Source organism: Pelagerythrobacter rhizovicinus (assembly GCF_004135625.1).
GTDB classification, from domain to species: Bacteria; Pseudomonadota; Alphaproteobacteria; order Sphingomonadales; family Sphingomonadaceae; genus Pelagerythrobacter; species Pelagerythrobacter rhizovicinus.
In genome coordinates this window covers 1,384,796-1,404,099 of the sequence record NZ_SDPV01000001.1, presented here as the reverse complement: position 1 = coordinate 1,404,099, position 19,304 = coordinate 1,384,796, and the positions used below count along the sequence as shown (strand labels likewise).

The following is a 19,304-nucleotide window of genomic DNA, read 5'->3' as shown; positions in this document are numbered from 1 at the left end:
TTCGAACGCGCCTGTCTGCGCCGGTGGGCCTGTGTTGCATTTCCCTGCGAGACTGCTGAACGAAAAAGGTTGAAGGGGTGCTTGTGGGGAGGGGAAGAATGAAAGTTGCCTGGCTGGGGCTGGTGCTCGCCCTGGCACTTGCCCCCTGTGCTTCCAGCGCGCCGATTGCCGCCGAGCCGTCGCCGGTCGCGAGCCCACCCTACCGGGACGTGAGCATCACGGTCTCCGAAGGCACGTGGATGAGCGTCGACGTAAGCCCCGACGGGAAGACGATCGCCTTCGATCTCCTGAACGACATCTACGTCATGCCCGCGAGCAGCGGCGAGGCGCAGCTCGTCCATGGCGGCCCCGCCATGCAGCGCAGTCCCCGCTTCAGCCCTGACGGCAGGCGGCTGCTGTTTCTCAGTGACGAGGACGGCGCGGACAACATCTGGACTTCGCGGATCGACGGATCGGACGCCCGCCAGATCTCGCGCGAGACGACGCTCGCCGTCACCGGCCCGGCCTGGAGCATCGACGGGAAGAGCATCGCCGCAGCGCGGATGTTCGACAGCGCGGACAAGCTGCACGCGTCTGAAATTCGTCTCTACGACCTGGCCAAGGGGGAGGATGCGCAGCTCGTCGCCGCACCGGCGAACGGCGAGAACGTACACGAACCGGCATTCGGGCGGGACGGGCGCTGGCTTTACTACACGGAGAAGGTCTCCGCCCCGACAGCCTCGGTCGTCTATGTCGATGCCAACCACATCAACTACGCGGTCAAGCGGCGCGACCTTGGCACCGGTGCGGTCGAGGAACTGGTGAAGGGCTTCGGAAGCGCGACCACGCCCGTCATCTCGCCCGACGGCCGCAAGCTCGCATTCCTGAGGCGCGTCAAGACCGACACCGTGCTCTTCCTCTACGATCTGGAGACGCGCGAGCAGTGGCCGGTATTCGCCGGTCTGGACCGTGACGACCAGGCGGACTTTCTCGGGCAGGGAATCTATTATCCGCAGTACGACTGGTTTCCCGATAATCGGCACATTGCGATCTGGGCGGGCGGCAAGATCCTCCGGCTCGACACCGAAACCGGGGACACGGAAGAAATCCCCTTCACCGCAACGGCCACTCATCGCCTCATGGCGCCCCCGCGGGTGACGCAGGACCTCGCGCCCGAAGAGTTCCGCGCCCGGATCATTCGCCAGCTTGCCTGGGCGCCCGGTGGCGATCGCCTGAGCTTCAATGCGCTCGGCAGAATCTGGAGCCAGCCGGCCGGCGGTGCACCCTCTCGCCTTACGGAGGGCGATCTGCCCGAATTCGATCCGGCCTATTCGCCCGATGGCATGCAGGTCGCTTTCGTCGATTGGAAGGACGATCGGGGCGGCACGCTCAAGGTGCGGGACGGCGCCGGAAAAGTCCGCACGCTCGTGGAGAGTGCGGGAATCCTGCGCGCTCCGGCATTCTCGCCTGACGGTAAGCGGGTCCTCTACATCATTGCGGAAGGCGACCGTTGCCTCGGCGGCCACCGGGCGCGACCGGGCATCTACTGGACGGACGTGAGCGGGGGCCCGTCGCACTATGTCGGCCCGCCGGCCATAGAGACGGCGTTCTCACCCGACGGTTCGCGAATCTGGTTCACGACGGAAAGCTATGCCGGCCACGATCTGGTCTCTCAGATCGAGAGCCTGCGGCTCGACGGAAGCGACCGCCGCATCCATGCGCGCGCATTGCACGCCGATGTGAACGAGTTGAAGGTCAGCCCCGATCTCGAGTGGATCGCCTTCCGCCACGAGCAGCAATACTACCTGAAGCCGTTCGCGCGGGGGGCGGAACCGGTCGAGATTACCCCGGAAGGGGCGAAGCCGCTCGGGCGCCTCGGGGGCTACGAACTGACCTGGGCACCGGATTCGAGCGCGGTGCTCTGGGCTCTTGGCCCGACCATCTATCGAAGCGCGGTCTCAGATGCCTCGCCCGTGGTACACGCCGAGATCGAGCTAATGGCCGAAGCGGACGTGCCGAGCGGTGCCCTGGCGTTCGTCAACGGGCGCATCATCACCATGCGCGGCGACGAGGTGATCGAGCGCGGCACAGTGGTCGTGCGCGGGAACCGGATCCAGGCCGTGGGGCCTGCCGCCGCGATCGACGTGCCGGCCGACGCCAAGGTGATCGATATCAGCGGCAAGACCGTGATGCCGGGCCTCGTCGACATGCACGGCCATGTCGATAATTGCTACTATAGCTCATCAGGCCTCACGCCGCAGAAGCAGCCGACCCAGTATGCCGATTTGGCGTACGGGGTGACGACCAACTACGATCCCTACACTTCGGAACTCGCGACCTATGCCACGCGCGAGATGACGATGGCGGGCATGATGACCGGTCCGCGCGCGATCGATTCCGGAATGGTGGCCTATGGACGGACCGGCAAGGTCGACAAGGTCTACATTCCGATCGAGCACCAGGCCGATGCCGATGCGCTGATGGCGCGCAAGAAGGCGCTCGGCGGCGCTATCGTCAAGAGCTACCGCCAGCCGATGCGCCGGCAGCGCCAGCAGATCCTCGCCGCCGGCCGCGAGGCCGGGGTCATGGTCGACGTGGAGGGCGAGAGCCACTTCTACAACAACGTCACCATGATCCTCGACGGTCACACGAACCTGCAGCACAACATGCCGCTGGAGAACATCTACGACGACGTCGTCCAGCTCATGGCGGTGTCGGAGGTCGCGCAGACGCCGACGCTGATCGTGCTGTTCGGTGAGTTGATGGGGGAGAACTACCTCTACCAGCACACCCGCGCGTGGGAGGATCCGAAGGCGCGCCGTTTCGTCCAGTTGACGACCAGCGGCTACAGCCCGCTGGGCGCCCCTTACGGCGCACCGCCGCACGTTCGCGGCATGACCACCATTCACGCCGCGGACGAGCTCTACGACATCGGCTTCCGCGCCGCTGCCCGGGCGATGAAGGCACTCGACGACGCCGGGGTGGCGATCAACGCGGGCTCCCACGGCCAGGTCACCGGCCTCGCGCTGCACTGGGAGATGTGGCTGCTGGCCGAAGGGGGCATGTCGAACCACCGGGTTCTGCGCACCGCCACGATCAACGGCGCCAGGACGCTCGGCCTCGGCGGGCAGATCGGCACTATAGCGCCGGGCAAGCTGGCCGACCTGCTGGTGCTCGACCGCAATCCGCTCGAGGACATCCGCAATTCCAACAGCGTGCGGTACACGCTCGCGAACGGCCGGCTCTACGACTCCGTCACCATGAACGAGATCGGCAACCACCCGCGCGAGCGCGAGCCGTTCTTCTGGGAAAGCGGGCGGGACTTCAACGGAATCGATTGGGAGCCGGCGTGGGCGCATCAATGACGATGGGCATCGCCGGGCCGAGGGGAGATCAAGGGTGCAGGCAGCAGACGGCGTAACCACGCAGGCGATCGCGGATTCAAGCGAAGATGGAAGGAACGCAGGATCGGCGGACAAGCTGTTTCTGGGGCATCCGCGCGGGCTCGCCTTCATCGTCTTTACCGAGGCATGGGAGCGCTTCTCGTTCTACGGAATGCAAGCGCTTCTCGTCCTCTACATGGCGACGTACCTGTTCCAGCCGGAGAACATCGGCGGCGTGGCCGGGTTCGCAGGCTTCAGGATCGGCGTGGAGGCCGTGTTCGGGCCGCTCAGCGTCCAGGCGCTCGCGACGCAGGTGTTCGGCCTCTACGTTGGGATGATCTACTTCATGCCCGTGCTCGGCGGACTGCTGGGCGACCGCTGGATCGGGCGGCGCCGCGCCGTCTTGCTCGGCGGCGCCTTGATGGCGGTCGGCCATTTCCTGATGGCGTTCGAGAGCCTTTTCCTTCCCGCACTCTCGTTGCTGATACTGGGCGCTGGCCTGCTGAAGGGGAATCTCGCCGCTCAGGTGGGCAACCTCTATTCAAAGGACGATCCACGGCGCGATAGCGCTTTCTCGCTCTACGTTCTCGCGATCAATATCGGTGCGTTCGTCGCGCCGCTGGTGTGCGGCACGCTGGGCGAGCTTTACGGCTGGCATTACGGTTTCGGCGCGGCGGGCATCGGCATGCTGGTCGGGATCGTCATCTACGTGCGCGGCGCGCGATGGCTTCCGGCTGAGAACATCGGGCCGAACGCGGGCGAGCGGCCACGGCTCGCGCCGGGCGACTGGCGGATCATCGCCGCGATCCTCGTGATGCTCGCCATCACCGCGCTGTTCTGGACGGCGCAGAGCCAAGTGTGGAACACCTATCCCCTCTGGATCCGCGCCCGGGTCGATCGCGAAATTCTGGGGCTGACGGTGCCCGTCACCTGGTTCCAGTCGCTGGATTCGCTGGCCGTGCTGATCTTCGCGCCGGCCGTGCTGTGGTTCTGGCGCGTACAGGCCCGGCGCTCGGCGGAGCCCGGCGATCTGCCAAAAATCGCAATCGGATGCCTCGTGTTCGCAGCTGCCATGATGTGGCTGTCCGTCGGCGAGTTGCTTTCCGGTGGGAGCACGGTGTCGCTCGTGTGGCCGGTGGTCTTCCACTTCATTTGTGCCTGGTCGTTCCTCTATGTCGGACCGATCGCTCTCGCGCTGACCTCGCGGGCGGCGCCGCCCGCTGTGAACGCGATGATGGTCGGATCCTACTACCTCGCGATCTTCGCCGGCGGGATCGCCAGCGGCTGGCTCGGCAGGTTCTACGAGACGGTCTCGCCATCGGCTTTCTGGCTGATCCATGCCGCCGTCGTCGGGGCCGGGGCGCTGCTGCTCTTCGCCTTCAGGACGCGGCTGCTGCAGGCGATGAAGCTCAATCCCCGCGCGCCAGGCTGAGCTGATCCCCGGAGATAGAAGCGTAGCCCCGCCGTGTGCGGGGCTTATCTTGTGCGCTAGAGATGACCGGGGAAGTATGTAGCGGCCTTGGACGCATCGGGAGCCGAGCGTCCCACCTTCTCCAGGCATTCTGCCGCCGACCGGATCTGCGGACAAAAAGGGGCCGGAACCTTGAGGTTCCGGCCCATGATGGGAGTTAGGCGGAGGGATCAGAAGGAGTAGCCGACCTCGATCCCGATCACGCGTGGGCGGGTGCGGTTGGAGTTGGCCCATCCTTGGTATGGGTCGATTGCCTTGTTCTCGTTGGTGATGTTCTCTGCGAACAGCTCCACGTCGAACCCGTGCACCGTCCCTCCGAAGCGAGCGTTGAGCAGGCCGATGCTGTCGGACCGCTGGGGCAGCGCGCTGGGCAGGAAGCTCGACCGGTCGATGTAGGTCACGGCGTCGCGATAGTTGTAGTCGATGCGCACGAAACCGGGGACCGAAGCGGTCCATTCAAAGTCGTAGTTGGCGCCCAACGTGAAGCTAATCTCGGGCGTGTAGTCGGTCGGGTCGCCTGGGATATTGACCTGGTCGGCCGCATCCGTCTCGACGATCTCGCTGTCGATATAGGCGCCCGTCGCGGACAGCGTGAGGCCGGTGACCGGCCGCGCCGCCAAGCCCAGTTCGAGGCCCTTGACCTCGACTTTGCCGATATTGCTCGATTCACCGAGGAACGCACCGTTCACCTCGGTCAGACGCCGCCGGATCATGTCCTTGTATTCGGTGTAGAATGCGGCCAGCTCGAACTGGAGCCGCCCATCGAGAGCCGCACCCTTGGTGCCGATTTCGTAAGTGTAGATCTTTTCCGGATCGTAGGGATCGAACGGCTCGGAGTTGAAGCCGCCGCTACGGAACCCCTTGGCGAAGCTGGCGTAGAAGTTCGCCTGGTCCGCGTAGCGGTAGCTCAGATAGACCCGCGGATCGATCGAGTCGAACGTGGCCTCGAGCGTGGTGCCGGTGTCGGGCACGTAAGTGATGAGGCTCGTCTGCTCGTCCCGGAAGTAGCGGATGCCGGCGCCGATCGTCAGCCGGTCGGTAATGTCGTAGCCGGCATCGGCGAAGACCGAGATCGTCTCGGAGCTCGAGGCGTCGAGATAATAGAGATCATCGATGAGCACGCCGCCGCCTGAATAGAGATCGCCGTCGGCTGCATAGGCGTACTCGTAGTCGGCACGCATGGTCCGGTCGCCCTTGGTGTAGAAGGCGCCCAAGGTCCACTGGAAAGGGCCCTCGCCGGACGAGAGCCGCAGTTCCTGGCTGAACTGGTCCGCGTCGATCCAGCGGTCGTCGTTCCCTTCCACGATGCCGTAGGAGTAGTTGCCCGGTCGCGGGATGTAGGTGAACGGGTACTGGTGGTCGTGCTCCACATACGTCGTCGCGCTGACGAGCTCCGCGAAGCCCAGGTCGTAGCGCAGCTCGAGGTTGTAGAGGGTGAAGTCGAATTCCTTCGGGATCATCACCTTGCTGCGGTCGGGCCCGATATCCACGGTGCGATCGGGCTCCTCGAAGCCGAGACCCAGGGCGGTATCGGCGCGGTGGATCTGCACCATGCCGGTCGCTTCGAACGCGGCGCTGGGCGACCAGCGGAGCTTGGCCCGAAGGTTGATGAGTTCGGTGCCGTTGCCGTCTCGGATGCCGGCTTCCGGTTGGTCGATCCAGCCGCCGCCGGATTCGTATTTGCCAGCGACGCGAAGCGCGAGTTCGTCGCGGACCAGCGGTAGATTGATCACGCCCGTTATTCCGCCGCCCATCTCGCCGTGCGCAACGGTATAGACCTTACCCTCGGCGCGGCCCAGGACTTGCGTCGGATCGGGGTCGTTGGTGATGTAGCGGATGGTACCGCCGGCCGAGCCTTGTCCGTAGAGGGTGCCCTGCGGCCCCTTCAGGACTTCCACGCGCTCGAGATCGAGGGGAATGGGGCTGAGCTGGTCGTACCCGCTCAGAGACAGCGGCGCTTCGTCGAGATACTGGGTGACGAGCGCACCCGATCCCGACTGGTTGGCCAGACCGCGCAGGAAGATCGTGTAGCTGCCGGGGCCATCCTCGCGCATCGTGAGGCCGGGGACGGCGAACGACAGATCCTGAACGTCCTCGATTCCGCGCTTGCTGAGTTCCTCACCTCCGACCACCGAGATGGCCATCGGCACCTCGATCAGAGTTTGCTCGCGTTTCTGCGCGGTGACGATGATCTCGTTCAACGTGTCCGGATGATCCTCCGACTGGGCGAACGCGGGAGCTGCTTGCGCGAGGGCCAGAACCGACGCCGTGCAGATGAACCCGTATTTTCCTCTCATGACTTCCCCCACTCGCGTTTGCGTGATTTTTGCGACGATATGACAGGGAGGAGAGCGTTGCAGATGCTAAAATAGCATAGGGCGGTGCTCAGTCCGCACCACATAGGCGACGATCTGGTCGTCTAAGGCTAATCGGACGGCCGCAATAATCTTCGGAATCAACGACGGGAAGACATGGTCCAAGAACCTCAACAGGCACGATGGCGAAACATGATGCCGGCCGACCTTCCCGCGGTGGTCCAGATCGCCGCGTGCGTACATCTGGACTACCCGGAAGGGGAGCACGTATTCGCAGAGCGGCTGGCGCTGTTTCCCGAGGGGTGCCGCATGCTCCTGGATGGCGATACGACGCGGGGGTACCTGGTTTCTCACCCCTGGACGCGGAAGGTGCCACCCGCGCTCGACACTTTGCTGGGTAAGTTGCCTGGGTTTCCGGATACCTACTATATTCATGATCTCGCCCTCATGCCGCAGGCCCGAGGAAGAGGTCTCGCCATCGAGGCGGTGACCGCGGCATTCACGACGGCGAAGACGGGGGGATTTGCGACACTCTCGCTGGTGGCGGTGGGAGACTCCAAGGAATTCTGGCGGACGCAGGGGTTTGCCGTCGTTCGCGACGCAGACGTGGAGCGCTCGCTGGCGAGCTACGGAGGCTCAGCGCACTACATGGAACGTGCGATCTGAGCCGGCCAACCACCGTTAGTGACGCGTGCCGACCTGCTGCCAGCGTCCGGGATTGACGACGATCTCGTCCCCTTCGAAGCGAACGCTGAAGGGGTAGCGGCCCGGGATGACGAACTGGTTTGGTCCCGATGGCTGGAGTTCAACCGGCTCGCCCTTGCGGATGGCGAAGACGTCGCGCTCCCCCGTCGCCCGGCCGAAGAGACGGCCACCTTCGGCCGTCACTTCCAGGGATGCGAGGGGGCTGAAACGGTAGGTGCGGACGAAGTCCTGCAGATCGGATGCATCACCCCCGGATTGTACCGGGGGCGGGGCGGAGGGTTGTTCAGGGACACTGCTCAGAATGGCATCCCACATGAGCTCCGATGCGACGGCGCCGATCTCGGCGGTGACGAGGCCGTCGCCGGGCCCTGCCTCCACTTCTCCCGTCGAGACCGCGTAGAGTACGTCTCCGTCGAGCTCGGTTGCGAACGGCTGAATGCCGCGCGCCATCGAGGTGTGTACCTGAACGGCGAGGCGTTTGAGTTCCGCGCTCGACATCGATCGGTTGGTGACGACCAGACTGATAGTCGTGTTCTTGCGTTCGGGCTCGGCGGCACGCTCGCCGTTCCAATCCAGCCCGAGACTTGCTGGGGAGGCGTTCAGAAGCTCGTGCGCGGCCAGATCCTCCGGCCAGCCGGAGCCGGCGTGGCATGCTACCACTTTGCCGTCGCGGTCCGTGACAACGCCCAGCGCATTGACGACGGTGAAGACGACGATCTTGACGTCGCCGATCTGGCGGAACGCGGCGCCCTGGCCGGACCTGGCATTGCACCCGAACAGGCCGCCAGTCATCGCCGATCGCCCCGCGCCGTAAGGGCCCACCGGAAAGATCCCCGGTTGGGCTGCGCGGTAGGCGGCCTGTGCCAGGCGCTTGTCTGGATAGATCTCGTTCAGCCGGCGCCCGCCGAAATCGTAGATGATGGAGCCGACGGCGAGACCGACATTGTTCCAGTGGCCGCCGCGATACCCGTCATCCTTCATCGCGGTGTTGACGGCGGTGACCGCCTCGAGCCCGTACCAGGACCCGCCGGCGAGGACGACTGCATCGAGTTCGGGCTGGACATAGCCGAGATCAAGATAGGGTGCGTTGACGGTCCCCGGTCCGCCGCCGCGCACGTCCACCGCGCCGTGCACCTTGCGGCCGAAACGGATGACCGTGACACCGGTGGGACCGGCTTCGTATTGCCCGGTACCGATGGAGAGCATCGGCCAGTCGAATGTCAGCGCATCGGGATCGTCGACCCCGTCGTTGAGCGTCATGACCAGCTGGTCCTGAACGCCTTGCGTGCTTTGATCCTGCGCGATCCCGGAAGCCGCCGTTGCGGCAGCGAGAAGTCCCAAAGCCAGTGCCGGTGTCCGGAAGGTCATCACGTATCTCTTTCTTTTCTCTCTGTCTTTGCGGGCGAGACCCTGCGGAGCTCGGCCATCACGGGGCCTCGTCGGTGATCTGGAAGAACCGGCAGTATTCGCCGATCTTGCCCTGGTCATCCGCCTTGATGACAACCGGGCGGCCATGTTGGAACGCCGCCTTGGCCAGCAGGAGGAGCGCCGTATCGCTGGCCCGCGCGAGCAAGCCCGGCATCTTGCGGCAAGTTTCCGGAAGCCACTCGCGATCCGCGATACCGATGTAGATCGCATCGCTGTAGTGCGGATAATCGAGATCCTCAGCAACGGCGCCGATCTGGACGATGCGTGTGCTGGTCCAGTATTGCTCCGCATGGGCCGGTGTCCCCAGCAGCAGGCCCAGCAGACCGAGCCAAGTGCACGCGCGAATCACGGCCGTTCCCCCGTGAGGCCGATCGGCCGCCCCGATCCGTCTCGGCCGAGCAGCGGCGATCCTGGCTTGGGGAGCCACTGCGCATCCAGCATCGGGTCGGTCTGCACAACGTCCTCGCCGATCACGAGCTGACCTGGCGCAAGCGCGGAGTTCGCAGGCGCGGCGTTGGCATGCATCGCGCTCTCTCGCACCGTCACGCGGCCCTTCGCCTCCGCGTTGATCCCGTAGGGCGCGTTGCCGGCGATGACCGAATGAGTGACCAGGATCGTAGAGTGGTCCGCAGCGTACACGCCGTCGTCGGTGTTGTTCGCCACGACGGAATTGAACAGATGGAGCGTGCTGTCGTCGTAAGTCGCGATACCCGCCGAATCCCCGCCGGTGATGACGCTGTCGCGCACATGGGCGTGCGCCGCTTCCTCGAGCCAGATCCCCAGATGGCCGTCGACGAGCCGGAGCGCGGATCCGTCAATGAGCGTCCGCCCGCGCCCGGTGAGCGCCATCTTGACGATCCCCCGCATGACGATGTCCGAGGCCCGCACGCGGCTGTCGATCGCGAAGATGCCGTGCCCGTCGTAGATGTCGTCTTCCTCTTCGCCCCAGCGGAAGTCGCTGATCTCGAGGTTGCGGAAGCTGACGTCGGCGTCCTCGAGAACGAAGGCGATCGTCGGAGTGCCCTCCCTCCCGTCGAGAACCGTACCGTCGCTCCCTTCGATCGCCAGACGTTTGCCGCGTATCACGACGTAGCCGCGCGCCACAATGTCCTCGAACGGCACATCGCGATACGAGGAGGGGATGTAACGGCCCGCAGCAAGCCGGATCACGTCGCCATCCACGGCGCGATCGACCGCTTCCTGGACGGCGTCGTTCCCCGTGAAATCGCAACTCTGCATTTGCGATCCCTCGGGACAGACCCGGATCGTCTCGGCGGAAGCGGGCGTGCCGACGATCAGGCCGCCGGCGAGGAGAAAGGGGAGGGTGTGCATCGTTTGGCACCGAGCTCTGCTCATTCTTGTTTTCTCTCCGTCCGAACCAAGCGCCGCCAATCGAACAGGTGAATACGCGCCGCGCGAGAGGACAAATACGCTGCAAGTGGTGCTTCTGCCGCACCTCCATGAAGCGCGGCGCGCATGGCAAAGCGGATGCGATGCACCTGCTTCCCGCCGTCCGCGTCGGTCGTGGGGGTCGGTTCCGCGGCTATTGGCCCGTCTTGCCCGGCGTGGCATTCTCCGCATCATGGGCGACGGGACGAAGGCGGAGAGTACGCGATGAAATTCTTCTCTGAACAAGACCGCGAGGGGCTGAAGGCTTCCGAAGAGTGCGAGCCACGTACGCCGCTCCCCTTGCGGATGGTCGCAAGCGAGGAATACCTCCCCATCGCACAGACTGTGAAACAACGCGCTGCAGAGCAGCGCCTTTACGCGCTCGCCGATAGCATCGCACCCAAGCTCGGGATGACCCGGCGCAGATTTTTCCAAACCTCCGCCGGCATGGCTGCCGGATTTGTCGCGCTGAACCAGACTTTCGGACCACTGTTTGCGGTCACTCCCGCCGAGGCGGCGACACCCGAGGCCGCGAGCGAGCGCGCCGAGACGCTCGCCAACCAGTTCATCATGGACATGCACACGCATTTCCTGCGTGACGACACACAGCTGACGCACTTCGTCAGCATGCGCGAGTCGGTGGCGGCGCAGGGCTGGAATCCGCAGCTCAAGGAGGGTGAGCAGACGATCGAGGACCTGAAGTTCCAGAATTACTTCAAGGAAGTTTTCCTCGATAGCGACACGAAGATCGCGCTCATCTCCTCCGCTCCGTCGGAAATTCCCGAGGACTGGTTCCTGACCAATCGACAGATGGCGCAGGCGCGCGAGCGAGTGAATGAAAGTGCCGGCTCCAGCCGGATGATGACGCATGCGATCATGACGCCCGAAAAGCCCGGCTGGCTCGACGATCTGGATGCCGCGCTGGAGCTGAAGCCGGACTCCCTGAAAGGCTACACGGTGGGAGACAACACTCACAAGGGCCTTTCCCGCCATCCCTGGCGAATGGACAGCCGGGAGACTTATCGCGGTTACGAGAAAGCGCAGGCTGCCGGCATTCGCAATATTTGCGTGCACAAAGGCCTGTGGGGGCGGGCGATGGACGAGCGCTTCCCGATCCTGGCACCTTATGCGAGAGTCGACGATGTCGCTCAGGCGGCGAAGGATTGGCCTCAGCTCAACTTCATCATCTATCATGCAGGTTATCGGCTCGACGATCCGGAGTGGGCGCTGGCCGAGTTCGAGCGGACCGGCCGCATCGACTGGGTCACGGACCTCGCCGAAATTCCGGAGAAGCACGGCGTCACGAACGTCTATGCCGATCTCGGCCAGATCTTCGCACAGACTCTGATCGCACAGCCGCGCATCTGCGCTGCCATCATGGGCCAGCTCATCAGGGGGTTGGGCGTCGATCACGTCTGTTGGGGGACAGACGCCGTGTGGACCGGTTCCCCGCAGTGGCAGATCGAGGGGTTACGGCGCCTGGAGATACCCGACGACATGCGGAGGGCGCACGGCTTTGCACCGCTTGGGCCGGCGGATGGCCCTGTGAAGAGCGCCATCTTCGGCGGCAACAACGCCCGCCTCTACGGCGTGGATCAAGCCGGCCTCGGCGAACTGAATACCGATCGGTTCGCAGCCGCCAAGCGGGAGTACCTGGCCGCTGGCGCGCGGCCGACGAACCGCCGTTACGGGTATGTTCGGAGCGGATAATTCGAACTGCACCTATCCCTGCCCGTAGATTCGGGAAGGAGCAACTGCTCCCGGCCCGCTCCGTCGGTCGCTCTTTGATCCGTCGTCATGACGCTCGACATGGGTCCGCTCGGATGTCTTCGACTGAGACGGGGAGCGCATTCGAGAAGGCGCCCGCCTCCGACAGAGAGGCGGGCGCCTGATACGACGGGAAATGGGAAACCCATCACAACACCGCGTGCGCGGCTGTCTGAAGACTCAAATCAGACGCTTACAGGGTCTTCATCGTCATCATCGCTCACGATCAGCACGAGGATGCCGACCGCTGCAATTGCGGCGATGATCAGTCCGGGGCCGAAGCCGCCGGCGAGTTCGGATTCGTTGCTGACAGGGGCAGATGCACGCTCGGCGACCTGCGCCTGCGCCGCAACCGGCGCCGCAGCGAGCGAAACAGCTGCGACGGCAGGCAGGAGATTACGTAATTTCATCGACAATTACCCTTTTGTTCTCGGCTGAAGTTCAAGCATCAACACCATGTTCAAGCAAGAACTTCGTCAACGGCTAGCCAGACTTACAGAAATGTTCAACCGGCGATGTGCCATCGCCACCCGATCCCCCGCACAGTCTTGCCGTAAACGGCTCGGGCTGAGGTCGTGCTCTTTCAAAGTGCTTCTTCGGGTCACGTCGCTCCGAAAAGCATGGTGCCCAGGGGCGGAATCGAACCACCGACACTGCGATTTTCAGTCGCATGCTCTACCAACTGAGCTACCTGGGCGCACTCTGCGAACGGCCCCGCAAAGAGCCGGCGAGCGGTTGGAAGCGGCCCTATGGCGAAGGCCGCGGAGCTTGGCAAGGGGGGAATCAGTCCTCCTTTGCGATCTCCTCCGGTGCCGCCGGGCGGCCAGGCACGGCATAGCCGTCGTTGAACCATTGGGCGAGATCGCGGTCGCGGCAGCGGGCCGAGCAGAACGGCGCGAACTCCTCGCTCCGCGGCTTCTTGCAGATCGGGCAGGGTTTCGGCTTACTCATGAGGTCACCGCCTGCGCGAAGCCGGCTTCGAGCGCAAGGGCAGAGTCCGCCGCGATCCGCACTTCGCGCCCCGCCCGGCGGGCGAGCTTCTCGCGCCATTCGCGCCGCAGCGCCGCCTGGACCGCCGGATGGCAGGTGAGCAGCAACGCACCCGGCTCCGCCACCCGCTCTGCCTGGCGCAGCAGGCGGCGCGCAGCGAAGCCGGTGCGCGAGAGACGCGCGAGGTGGAGCAGGGAAGGGCGCTCCAGCCGGGCAACGAGCTGGACGAAGCCGAAGCCGTTCATCGCCGTGCGCTCGTGTGGCCATCCGGCAAGCAACGCGCCGAGCGCGTCGTCCACCTGGCGCCGGTCCGCCTTGGCCTGCAGTGTTGGGAAATCGATCCCGATAGACCCGCCGAGGTCGAAGCGGCGGATCGCGTCGGCCAGCGGCACCACGGCGGCGAGGGCAAGCTCACGAGGTCGCAGAGCGCCGTCGATATCAACCACGGTCATCGCCGGGGTCGGCGCGAAGAGCAACGATCCGCCCGCGAAGGTGACGGTTCCGTCCAGCGCCTCATCCACCAGCTCGTCCCAGCCGCATTCGGGAAAGCGGTGCACGACCCGAACGGCGTGGCCTTCCGCTTGCAGCAGTTCGGCGAGAGTAGGGCTTGCAAGCTCTTTGTCGCTCGGCCGCGCCTGCGCGAGCTTGGTCCGCCCGCGCTCGCCGATCGCCGCGCGGACGATCTCTACGCGGATCGCCGCGCCTTCGCTCGCGTCGCGGGGCAGGCGGTCGACCAGCGCCTCCTCGCCGCTCGCGAACCGCACCGTGCCGCGGGGTGCGCCCGCGGCGCGCGAGACCAGCACCGCGTCGGCAACGTGTCCCGCCGCGAGCCGCCCCGGCCATTCGACCCGTGCATGGATGATGCGGTCGCCGGAGAGGCGCACCGCGCGGTGCTCGCCGATGCCTTCCTCGACCAGCCAGTCAGCCAATGCGGAAGCCCGCCGCCTTGAGCAGCGCGCGGGTCTCGAACAGCGGCAGGCCGACGACGCCCGAATGGCTGCCCTGAATCCAGGCGATCAGCCCTTCGGCCCCGCCCTGGATGGCGTAGCCGCCTGCCTTGCCGTGCCACTCGCCGCTGGCGATGTAGGCGTCGATCTCCTCGCGGCTCAGGCGCTTGAAGCGCACGATCGTCTCGCTCAGCTTCTCGCGCAGCGTGCCGTCTGGCGCCCGCACTGCGAGGGCCGAGAGGACGCAATGGCGCCGCCCGGAGAGCAGATCGAGGCACGCGCGCGCGGTCGCCTCGTCTTCGGCCTTGGGCAGGATGCGGCGGCCGGCAGCCACCACGGTGTCGCCCGCGAGCACGTATCCGTCGTCGCTCGCAGCGGCCTCCGCTTTCTCGCGGGCCATGCGCACGGCGTAGTCGCGCGGCAGTTCGCCCTTCAGCGGTGTCTCGTCGATGTCGGCAGGCGCCACGCGCGCAGGTTCGACGCCGAGCCGCGCCAGCAACTCGCGGCGCCTCGGGCTGGCGGAGGCAAGGATGAGGGAGGGCGGAGTCACCCCCGCGCGCTTACTGCGGACCGGGCCCGCCGCGTCCCGGCATGAAGCGGTAGGTGATGCGCGCCTTGGTGAGGTCGTAAGGCGTCAGCTCGCACAGGACCTCGTCCCCCACCAGCACGCGGATGCGGTTCTTGCGCATCTTGCCTGCGGTGTGGCCGAGGACTTCATGACCGTTTTCGAGCTCAACCCGGAACATCGCGTTGGGCAGCAGTTCCACTACCTTGCCGCGCATTTCGAGGAGTTCTTCTTTGGCCATGCAGTTGTTCGTTCCGTGGATTGCGAGTCGATCAGGGCGCGCGCTGTAGCGGCGGAAGGTGGAAAAGGGAAGCCTCCTGCGCCCTTTCGTCAATCCTGGGGAAAGCTTCGCGCGACAATTCGTTACGCGGCCGGGGATTGCCTGGCCGGCCCGCGCTTGGCAGTTCGGCCGGCGGGGTGAGGTGCGACAATAGTAGCAACAGAGGAAGCAGACACCCTTGCCGAAACTTTCCGCCACCGCATCGCTGCTCGCCATCGCCGCTTTCGCTATCGCTCCCACGCTCGCCTCGGCGCAAGACCCGGGCGCGGGCGGCACTGGCGCCGAAGGCGAAGAGGAAATCGTCGTCACCGCCGAGCGTATTCGCGGCCAGGTCGATACCGACGTACCGCCGGTGTTCCAACTCGACGCGGAGGAGATCGGCGCGTACGGTGCCGGTTCGATCGAGGAACTGATCGAGCAGCTCGCACCGCAAACCGGATCGGGCCGCGGACGCGGGGAAGGGCGCCCGGTGTTTCTCATCAATGGCCAGCGCTCCGGCGGATTCCGCGAATTCCGCCGCTATCCGCCCGAGGCGATCCGCAAGATCGAGGTTCTGCCGGAGGAAGTCGCGCTTCAGTTCGGCTATCCGGCGAACCAGCGGGTGATCAATATCATTCTGCAGGAGAACTTCGCCTCCCGCGAAGTCGAGGTCGAATACGGGATGCCCGGCCGCGGCGGCACCGGGAGCGGCGAGATCGAAGCGTCGCAGCTCACGATCAACGGCAATCGGCGTCTCAACATCGGCATGGAGTACAACACCACCAGCCTCCTGACCGAAGACGAGCGAGACATCGTGCAGACGCCGGGCAGCACGCCGACGGTGACGGGCGATCCCGACCCGGCCGCGTCCCGAAGCCTGCGCGGATCGTCGGACACCTGGGAGCTGGACGCGACGCTCAATTCCAGCCTCGGCGAGGCGCCGGGCTCGGGCACGTTCTCTGTGAACGGCGGCGTCGAGCATACGACCGGCCGCTCGCTCTCCGGGCTCGACGTGGCGACACTGACGGCGAACGGCGAGAGCGCGGTTCGTACGATCGACGACGATCCGCTCACTCGCCGCAACAGCTCGACCGCCTTCTCGCTCGGCGGATCGATCATCAAGCCGCTCGGCGGCTGGATGCTCGACACGACGCTCGATGCCAGCCGCACCGAGCGAACCACGCTGATCGACCAGCGGCGCGACACCGGGCTCTTGCAGGATTTGGTCGACGCGGGCGAGCTGGAGATTGACGGCGTGCTTCCCGCTATCCCCCGTGCGGGCGTCGACCGCGCCGAGAGTACGTCCTACGCCGCCGACGTGAAGTCCACTCTGCGCGGCACGCCCTTCATGCTCCCGGCAGGCGAGGCGAACCTCACGTTCGACGCCGGCTATTCGTGGAACCGCATCGAAAGCACCGACACGCGCACGAACGCCGACGATCTGGCGCAGACGCGCGGCAATCTCTCGGCCGGCGTCAATCTCGGCCTGCCCATCGCCAGCGCGCGCGAGGGCTTTCTCGGTGCGCTGGGCGAGCTCAGCCTCAACCTTGCCGCGGGGGTCGATCACCTGTCGGACTTCGGTACTCTGGCCGACTACACCACCGGGCTTTCGTGGAAGCCGACCGAGCGGCTCTCGCTCCAGGCCAGCTACATCTGGCGCGAGGCGGCGCCCAGCCTGTCGCAGCTCGGCGATCCGATCGTCACCGAGTACAACGTGCCGGTCTACGACTTCGCCGCCGGGGAGAGCGTGCTGGCGACGATCGTCAGCGGCGGCAATCCGGAGCTCAGCGCGGAGACGCAGCGCGACATCAAGGTCTCAGCGAACTACGAGCTCGACCTGTTCGACCGCGCGAACATCGTCGTCGAATATTTCCGCAACCGTTCGGACGACGTGACGCAGAACTTCCCGCTGCTCACGCCCGCGATCGAGGCGGCTTTCCCCGACCGCGTGGTGCGCGATCAGGCAGGCAACCTGGTCTCGATCGACCGGCGGCCGATCACCTTCGAAGGCACCAAAGGCTCGCGGCTGCGCTACGGCATCAATCTGTTCGGCCGCGTCGGCAAGGAAGAGCCCGAAGGCGGTGGCGGCGAGCGGCGCGAGCGGATGACCTCCACCGCGCCGGCTGCGCAGGGCCAGGGACAAGGCGCGCGCGGCCCGGGCGGGCTCGACCCCGCGCAGATGGCCGAGTTGCGGCAGAAATTCTGCGCCACGCCCGAAGGCGAGACCCCCGATCTCTCCGGTCTGCCCGAGCGGATGTTGGCACGGCTTAAGGGGGAGGACGGGCAGATCGACCCGGCCAAGGTCGCCGCTTTGCGCGAGCGGATGTGCAGCGCCGACGGTGCCGCGCGTGCCGAACGCCGCGAGGGCGGCGGCGGCGGGGGCGGGATGCGCTTCGGCCGCGGCGGCGGAGGAGACGGGCAGGGCCGCTGGCACATGGCACTCTATCACTCGATCGAGTTCGAGAACGAGGTGCTCGTCGCGCCAGGCGGGCCGGTGCTCGACCAGCTCAGCGGCCAGGCTTTTGGCAACGGGGTTCCGCGCCACAAGATCGAGCTCCAGGGCGGGCTGTTCTACAAGGGCCTCGGCCTGCGCCTCTCCGGCGATTACCAGTCGGCCACGCGCATCGACGGCAGCGGTTTGGCGGGTTCGCAGGACCTGTTCTTCGACGATATCGCCAAGTTCAACTTGCGTGCCTTCGTCAATCTCGAGCAGCAGGACTGGCTGACCGGCGGCACGCCGAGCTTCTGGAAGGGCGCGCGCTTCTCGTTCGGTGTCGACAATCTGTTCAACGCTCACCAGCGCGTGACCGACGGCACGGGGGCGGTGCCGCTCAGCTACCAGCCGGATCTGGTCGACCCGCTCGGCCGCACGTTCGAGATCGAGTTCCGCAAGCTGTTCTAGGTTTCCGCGAGCGCGGTCCCGGCCGCGACCGCGCTCGCCCAGGCCCACTGGAAGTTGTAGCCGCCCAGCCAGCCGGTCACGTCGACCGCTTCGCCGATCGCGTAGAGGCCCGGCACCCGGCGCGCTTCCATGGTCTTGGAGGACAGCTCGGCGGTCACAATTCCACCCACGGTCACTTCCGCCTTGGCGAAGCCCTCGCTGCCGTTGGGATGGAAGCGCCAGTCGGCGAGCCGCGCCTCGGCTGAGTGGAGCGCCTTGTCGGGCATGTTGCCGAGGTCGCCGGCCAGCGCGATCCGCTCGGCCAGGGTCGCGGCGAGGCGGTCGGGCAGGGCATCGGCGAGGACGCTGCGGACGGTGCCGCGCGAATTGGCGCGCTTCGCTTCCAGCAGCCAGCCTCCGGCGGCATTCGGCAGGAAGTCGATCCCGATCGCCTCGCCCGGATGCCAGTAGGAGGAGACTTGCAGGATTGCCGGGCCCGACAGGCCGCGGTGGGTGAACAGCGCCGCCTCGCGGAACGCCGCCTTGCCGCAGCGCGCGACGACTTCGGCGGAGACGCCCGAGAGGTCGCGGAACAGCACGTCCTCGCCGCCCAGCGTCAGCGGCACGAGGGCAGGGCGCGGCTCGACGACCTTGAGGCCGAAGTGCCGCGCGAGGCGATAGGCGAAGTCGCTCGCGCCCATCTTGGGGATCGAGGGGCCGCCGGTCGCAATCACCAGCGCGGGTGCGGCGAAGGCCCCGGATGACGTCATGACGCGATATTCGCTGCCATCGTGCGAGACCTTTCCGATCTCCTCGCCGGAGCGTACCTCGACCGTGCCGCCCGCCGCGGCGGCCTTCGCGCATTCGGCTAGCAGCATGGCGACGATCTGCCGCGCCGATCCGTCGCAGAAGAGCTGGCCAAGCGTCTTCTCGTGCCAGGCGATCCCGTGCGCCTCCACCAGCGCGAGGAAATCGCGTGCGGTGTAGCGGCTCAGCGCCGACTTGGCGAAATGCGGATTGGCCGAGAGATAACGGTCGGGCGCGGTGTTCAGGTTGGTGAAGTTGCACCGCCCGCCGCCGGAAATGAGGATCTTCTTCCCCACCTCCGCCGCGCGTTCGAGCACGATCACGCGGCGGCCGCGCTGGCCGGCGACGGCCGCGCACATCAGCCCGGCGGCGCCTCCGCCGAGAACGATAGCGTCATAGGTCTGCATTCCGGCCGCGG

Annotated in this window: 15 protein-coding genes and 1 tRNA gene; 5 read left to right on the top strand and 11 right to left on the bottom strand. The window is 66.0% G+C overall.

The annotated features are described in order from the left end of the window. The first annotated feature begins 98 nt into the window (after positions 1-98). Both ETX26_RS06745 and ETX26_RS06740 read left to right on the top strand, forming a co-directional pair. Positions 99-3,344, top strand: coding sequence for an amidohydrolase family protein (locus tag ETX26_RS06745; protein WP_129523852.1), 3,246 nt, complete (start codon positions 99-101; stop codon positions 3,342-3,344). 34 nt (positions 3,345-3,378) lie between these two features. Beyond that, the gene (locus tag ETX26_RS06740) at positions 3,379-4,794 is read left to right on the top strand and encodes a peptide MFS transporter (protein WP_225425525.1); all 1,416 of its coding nucleotides are present in this window, start codon (positions 3,379-3,381) and stop codon (positions 4,792-4,794) included. 209 nt (positions 4,795-5,003) lie between these two features. Here ETX26_RS06740 and ETX26_RS06735 read toward each other — a convergent pair whose 3' ends face one another. After that, positions 5,004-7,130, bottom strand: coding sequence for a TonB-dependent receptor (locus ETX26_RS06735; RefSeq protein WP_129523851.1), 2,127 nt, complete (start codon positions 7,128-7,130; stop codon positions 5,004-5,006). 210 nt (positions 7,131-7,340) lie between these two features. On the opposite strand from ETX26_RS06735, the gene ETX26_RS06730 reads away from it, so the two are divergent. Continuing rightward, positions 7,341-7,814 carry a GNAT family N-acetyltransferase gene (locus ETX26_RS06730; RefSeq protein ID WP_225425524.1) on the top strand — a complete coding sequence of 158 codons (474 nt, stop codon included), beginning with the start codon at positions 7,341-7,343 and terminating at the stop codon, positions 7,812-7,814. Between the two features lie 15 nt (positions 7,815-7,829). Here the strand turns inward: ETX26_RS06730 and ETX26_RS06725 are convergent, their stop codons facing one another. Genes ETX26_RS06725 through ETX26_RS06715 form a run of 3 tightly spaced genes read right to left on the bottom strand, consistent with a single transcriptional unit; the run spans position 7,830 to position 10,613 of the window. Further along, complete coding sequence (locus ETX26_RS06725; RefSeq protein WP_129523849.1) at positions 7,830-9,221, bottom strand: P1 family peptidase; 1,392 nt, start codon at positions 9,219-9,221, stop codon at positions 7,830-7,832. A 58-nt stretch (positions 9,222-9,279) separates the two neighbouring features. Continuing rightward, on the bottom strand, positions 9,280-9,630 hold the full coding sequence (locus tag ETX26_RS06720; protein WP_129523848.1) for a hypothetical protein: 351 nt from the start codon (positions 9,628-9,630) through the stop codon (positions 9,280-9,282). Then, positions 9,627-10,613: a right-handed parallel beta-helix repeat-containing protein gene (locus ETX26_RS06715; RefSeq protein WP_165271711.1), complete on the bottom strand. Its 987-nt coding sequence runs from the start codon at positions 10,611-10,613 to the stop codon at positions 9,627-9,629. Before ETX26_RS06715 ends, ETX26_RS06720 begins: the two co-directional genes overlap by 4 nt. Positions 10,614-10,757: 144 nt before the next feature. Here ETX26_RS06715 and ETX26_RS06710 point away from each other — a divergent pair, with 144 nt between their 5' ends. Next, a complete protein-coding gene (locus ETX26_RS06710) occupies positions 10,758-12,380 on the top strand; it encodes an amidohydrolase family protein (RefSeq protein WP_225425523.1) in 1,623 nt (540 codons plus the stop codon). 242 nt (positions 12,381-12,622) lie between these two features. Here ETX26_RS06710 and ETX26_RS06705 read toward each other — a convergent pair whose 3' ends face one another. The 6 genes from ETX26_RS06705 to infA all read right to left on the bottom strand — a co-directional run bounded on the left by ETX26_RS06705 (position 12,623) and on the right by infA (position 15,180). After that, entirely contained in the window at positions 12,623-12,847 is a 225-nt protein-coding gene (locus ETX26_RS06705; RefSeq protein ID WP_129523846.1) for a hypothetical protein, read from the bottom strand. Between the two features lie 211 nt (positions 12,848-13,058). Beyond that, positions 13,059-13,134: transfer RNA gene (locus ETX26_RS06700), tRNA-Phe, on the bottom strand. Positions 13,135-13,220: 86 nt separating this feature from the next. Further along, positions 13,221-13,388, bottom strand: a complete 168-nt coding sequence (locus tag ETX26_RS06695; protein WP_129523845.1) for a DNA gyrase inhibitor YacG — start codon at positions 13,386-13,388, stop codon at positions 13,221-13,223. Further along, positions 13,385-14,356, bottom strand: a complete 972-nt coding sequence (locus tag ETX26_RS06690) for a ribonuclease E/G family protein (protein ID WP_129523844.1) — start codon at positions 14,354-14,356, stop codon at positions 13,385-13,387. The genes ETX26_RS06695 and ETX26_RS06690 overlap by 4 nt, the downstream gene beginning before the upstream one ends. Then, positions 14,349-14,924 (bottom strand): Maf family protein, encoded by a 576-nt coding sequence (locus ETX26_RS06685; RefSeq protein WP_129523843.1) that lies wholly within the window; start codon positions 14,922-14,924, stop codon positions 14,349-14,351. Before ETX26_RS06685 ends, ETX26_RS06690 begins: the two co-directional genes overlap by 8 nt. 10 nt (positions 14,925-14,934) lie before the next feature. Further along, on the bottom strand, positions 14,935-15,180 hold the full coding sequence (gene infA / locus ETX26_RS06680; RefSeq protein WP_047806247.1) for a translation initiation factor IF-1: 246 nt from the start codon (positions 15,178-15,180) through the stop codon (positions 14,935-14,937). Between the two features lie 217 nt (positions 15,181-15,397). Here infA and ETX26_RS06675 point away from each other — a divergent pair, with 217 nt between their 5' ends. After that, positions 15,398-18,100, top strand: coding sequence for a TonB-dependent receptor domain-containing protein (locus tag ETX26_RS06675; protein WP_129523842.1), 2,703 nt, complete (start codon positions 15,398-15,400; stop codon positions 18,098-18,100). On the opposite strand, the gene ETX26_RS06670 is transcribed toward ETX26_RS06675, so the two are convergent. Further along, a complete protein-coding gene (locus tag ETX26_RS06670) occupies positions 18,097-19,293 on the bottom strand; it encodes a BaiN/RdsA family NAD(P)/FAD-dependent oxidoreductase (RefSeq protein WP_129523841.1) in 1,197 nt (398 codons plus the stop codon). The genes ETX26_RS06675 and ETX26_RS06670 overlap by 4 nt on opposite strands. Between the last annotated feature and the right edge of the window lie 11 nt (positions 19,294-19,304).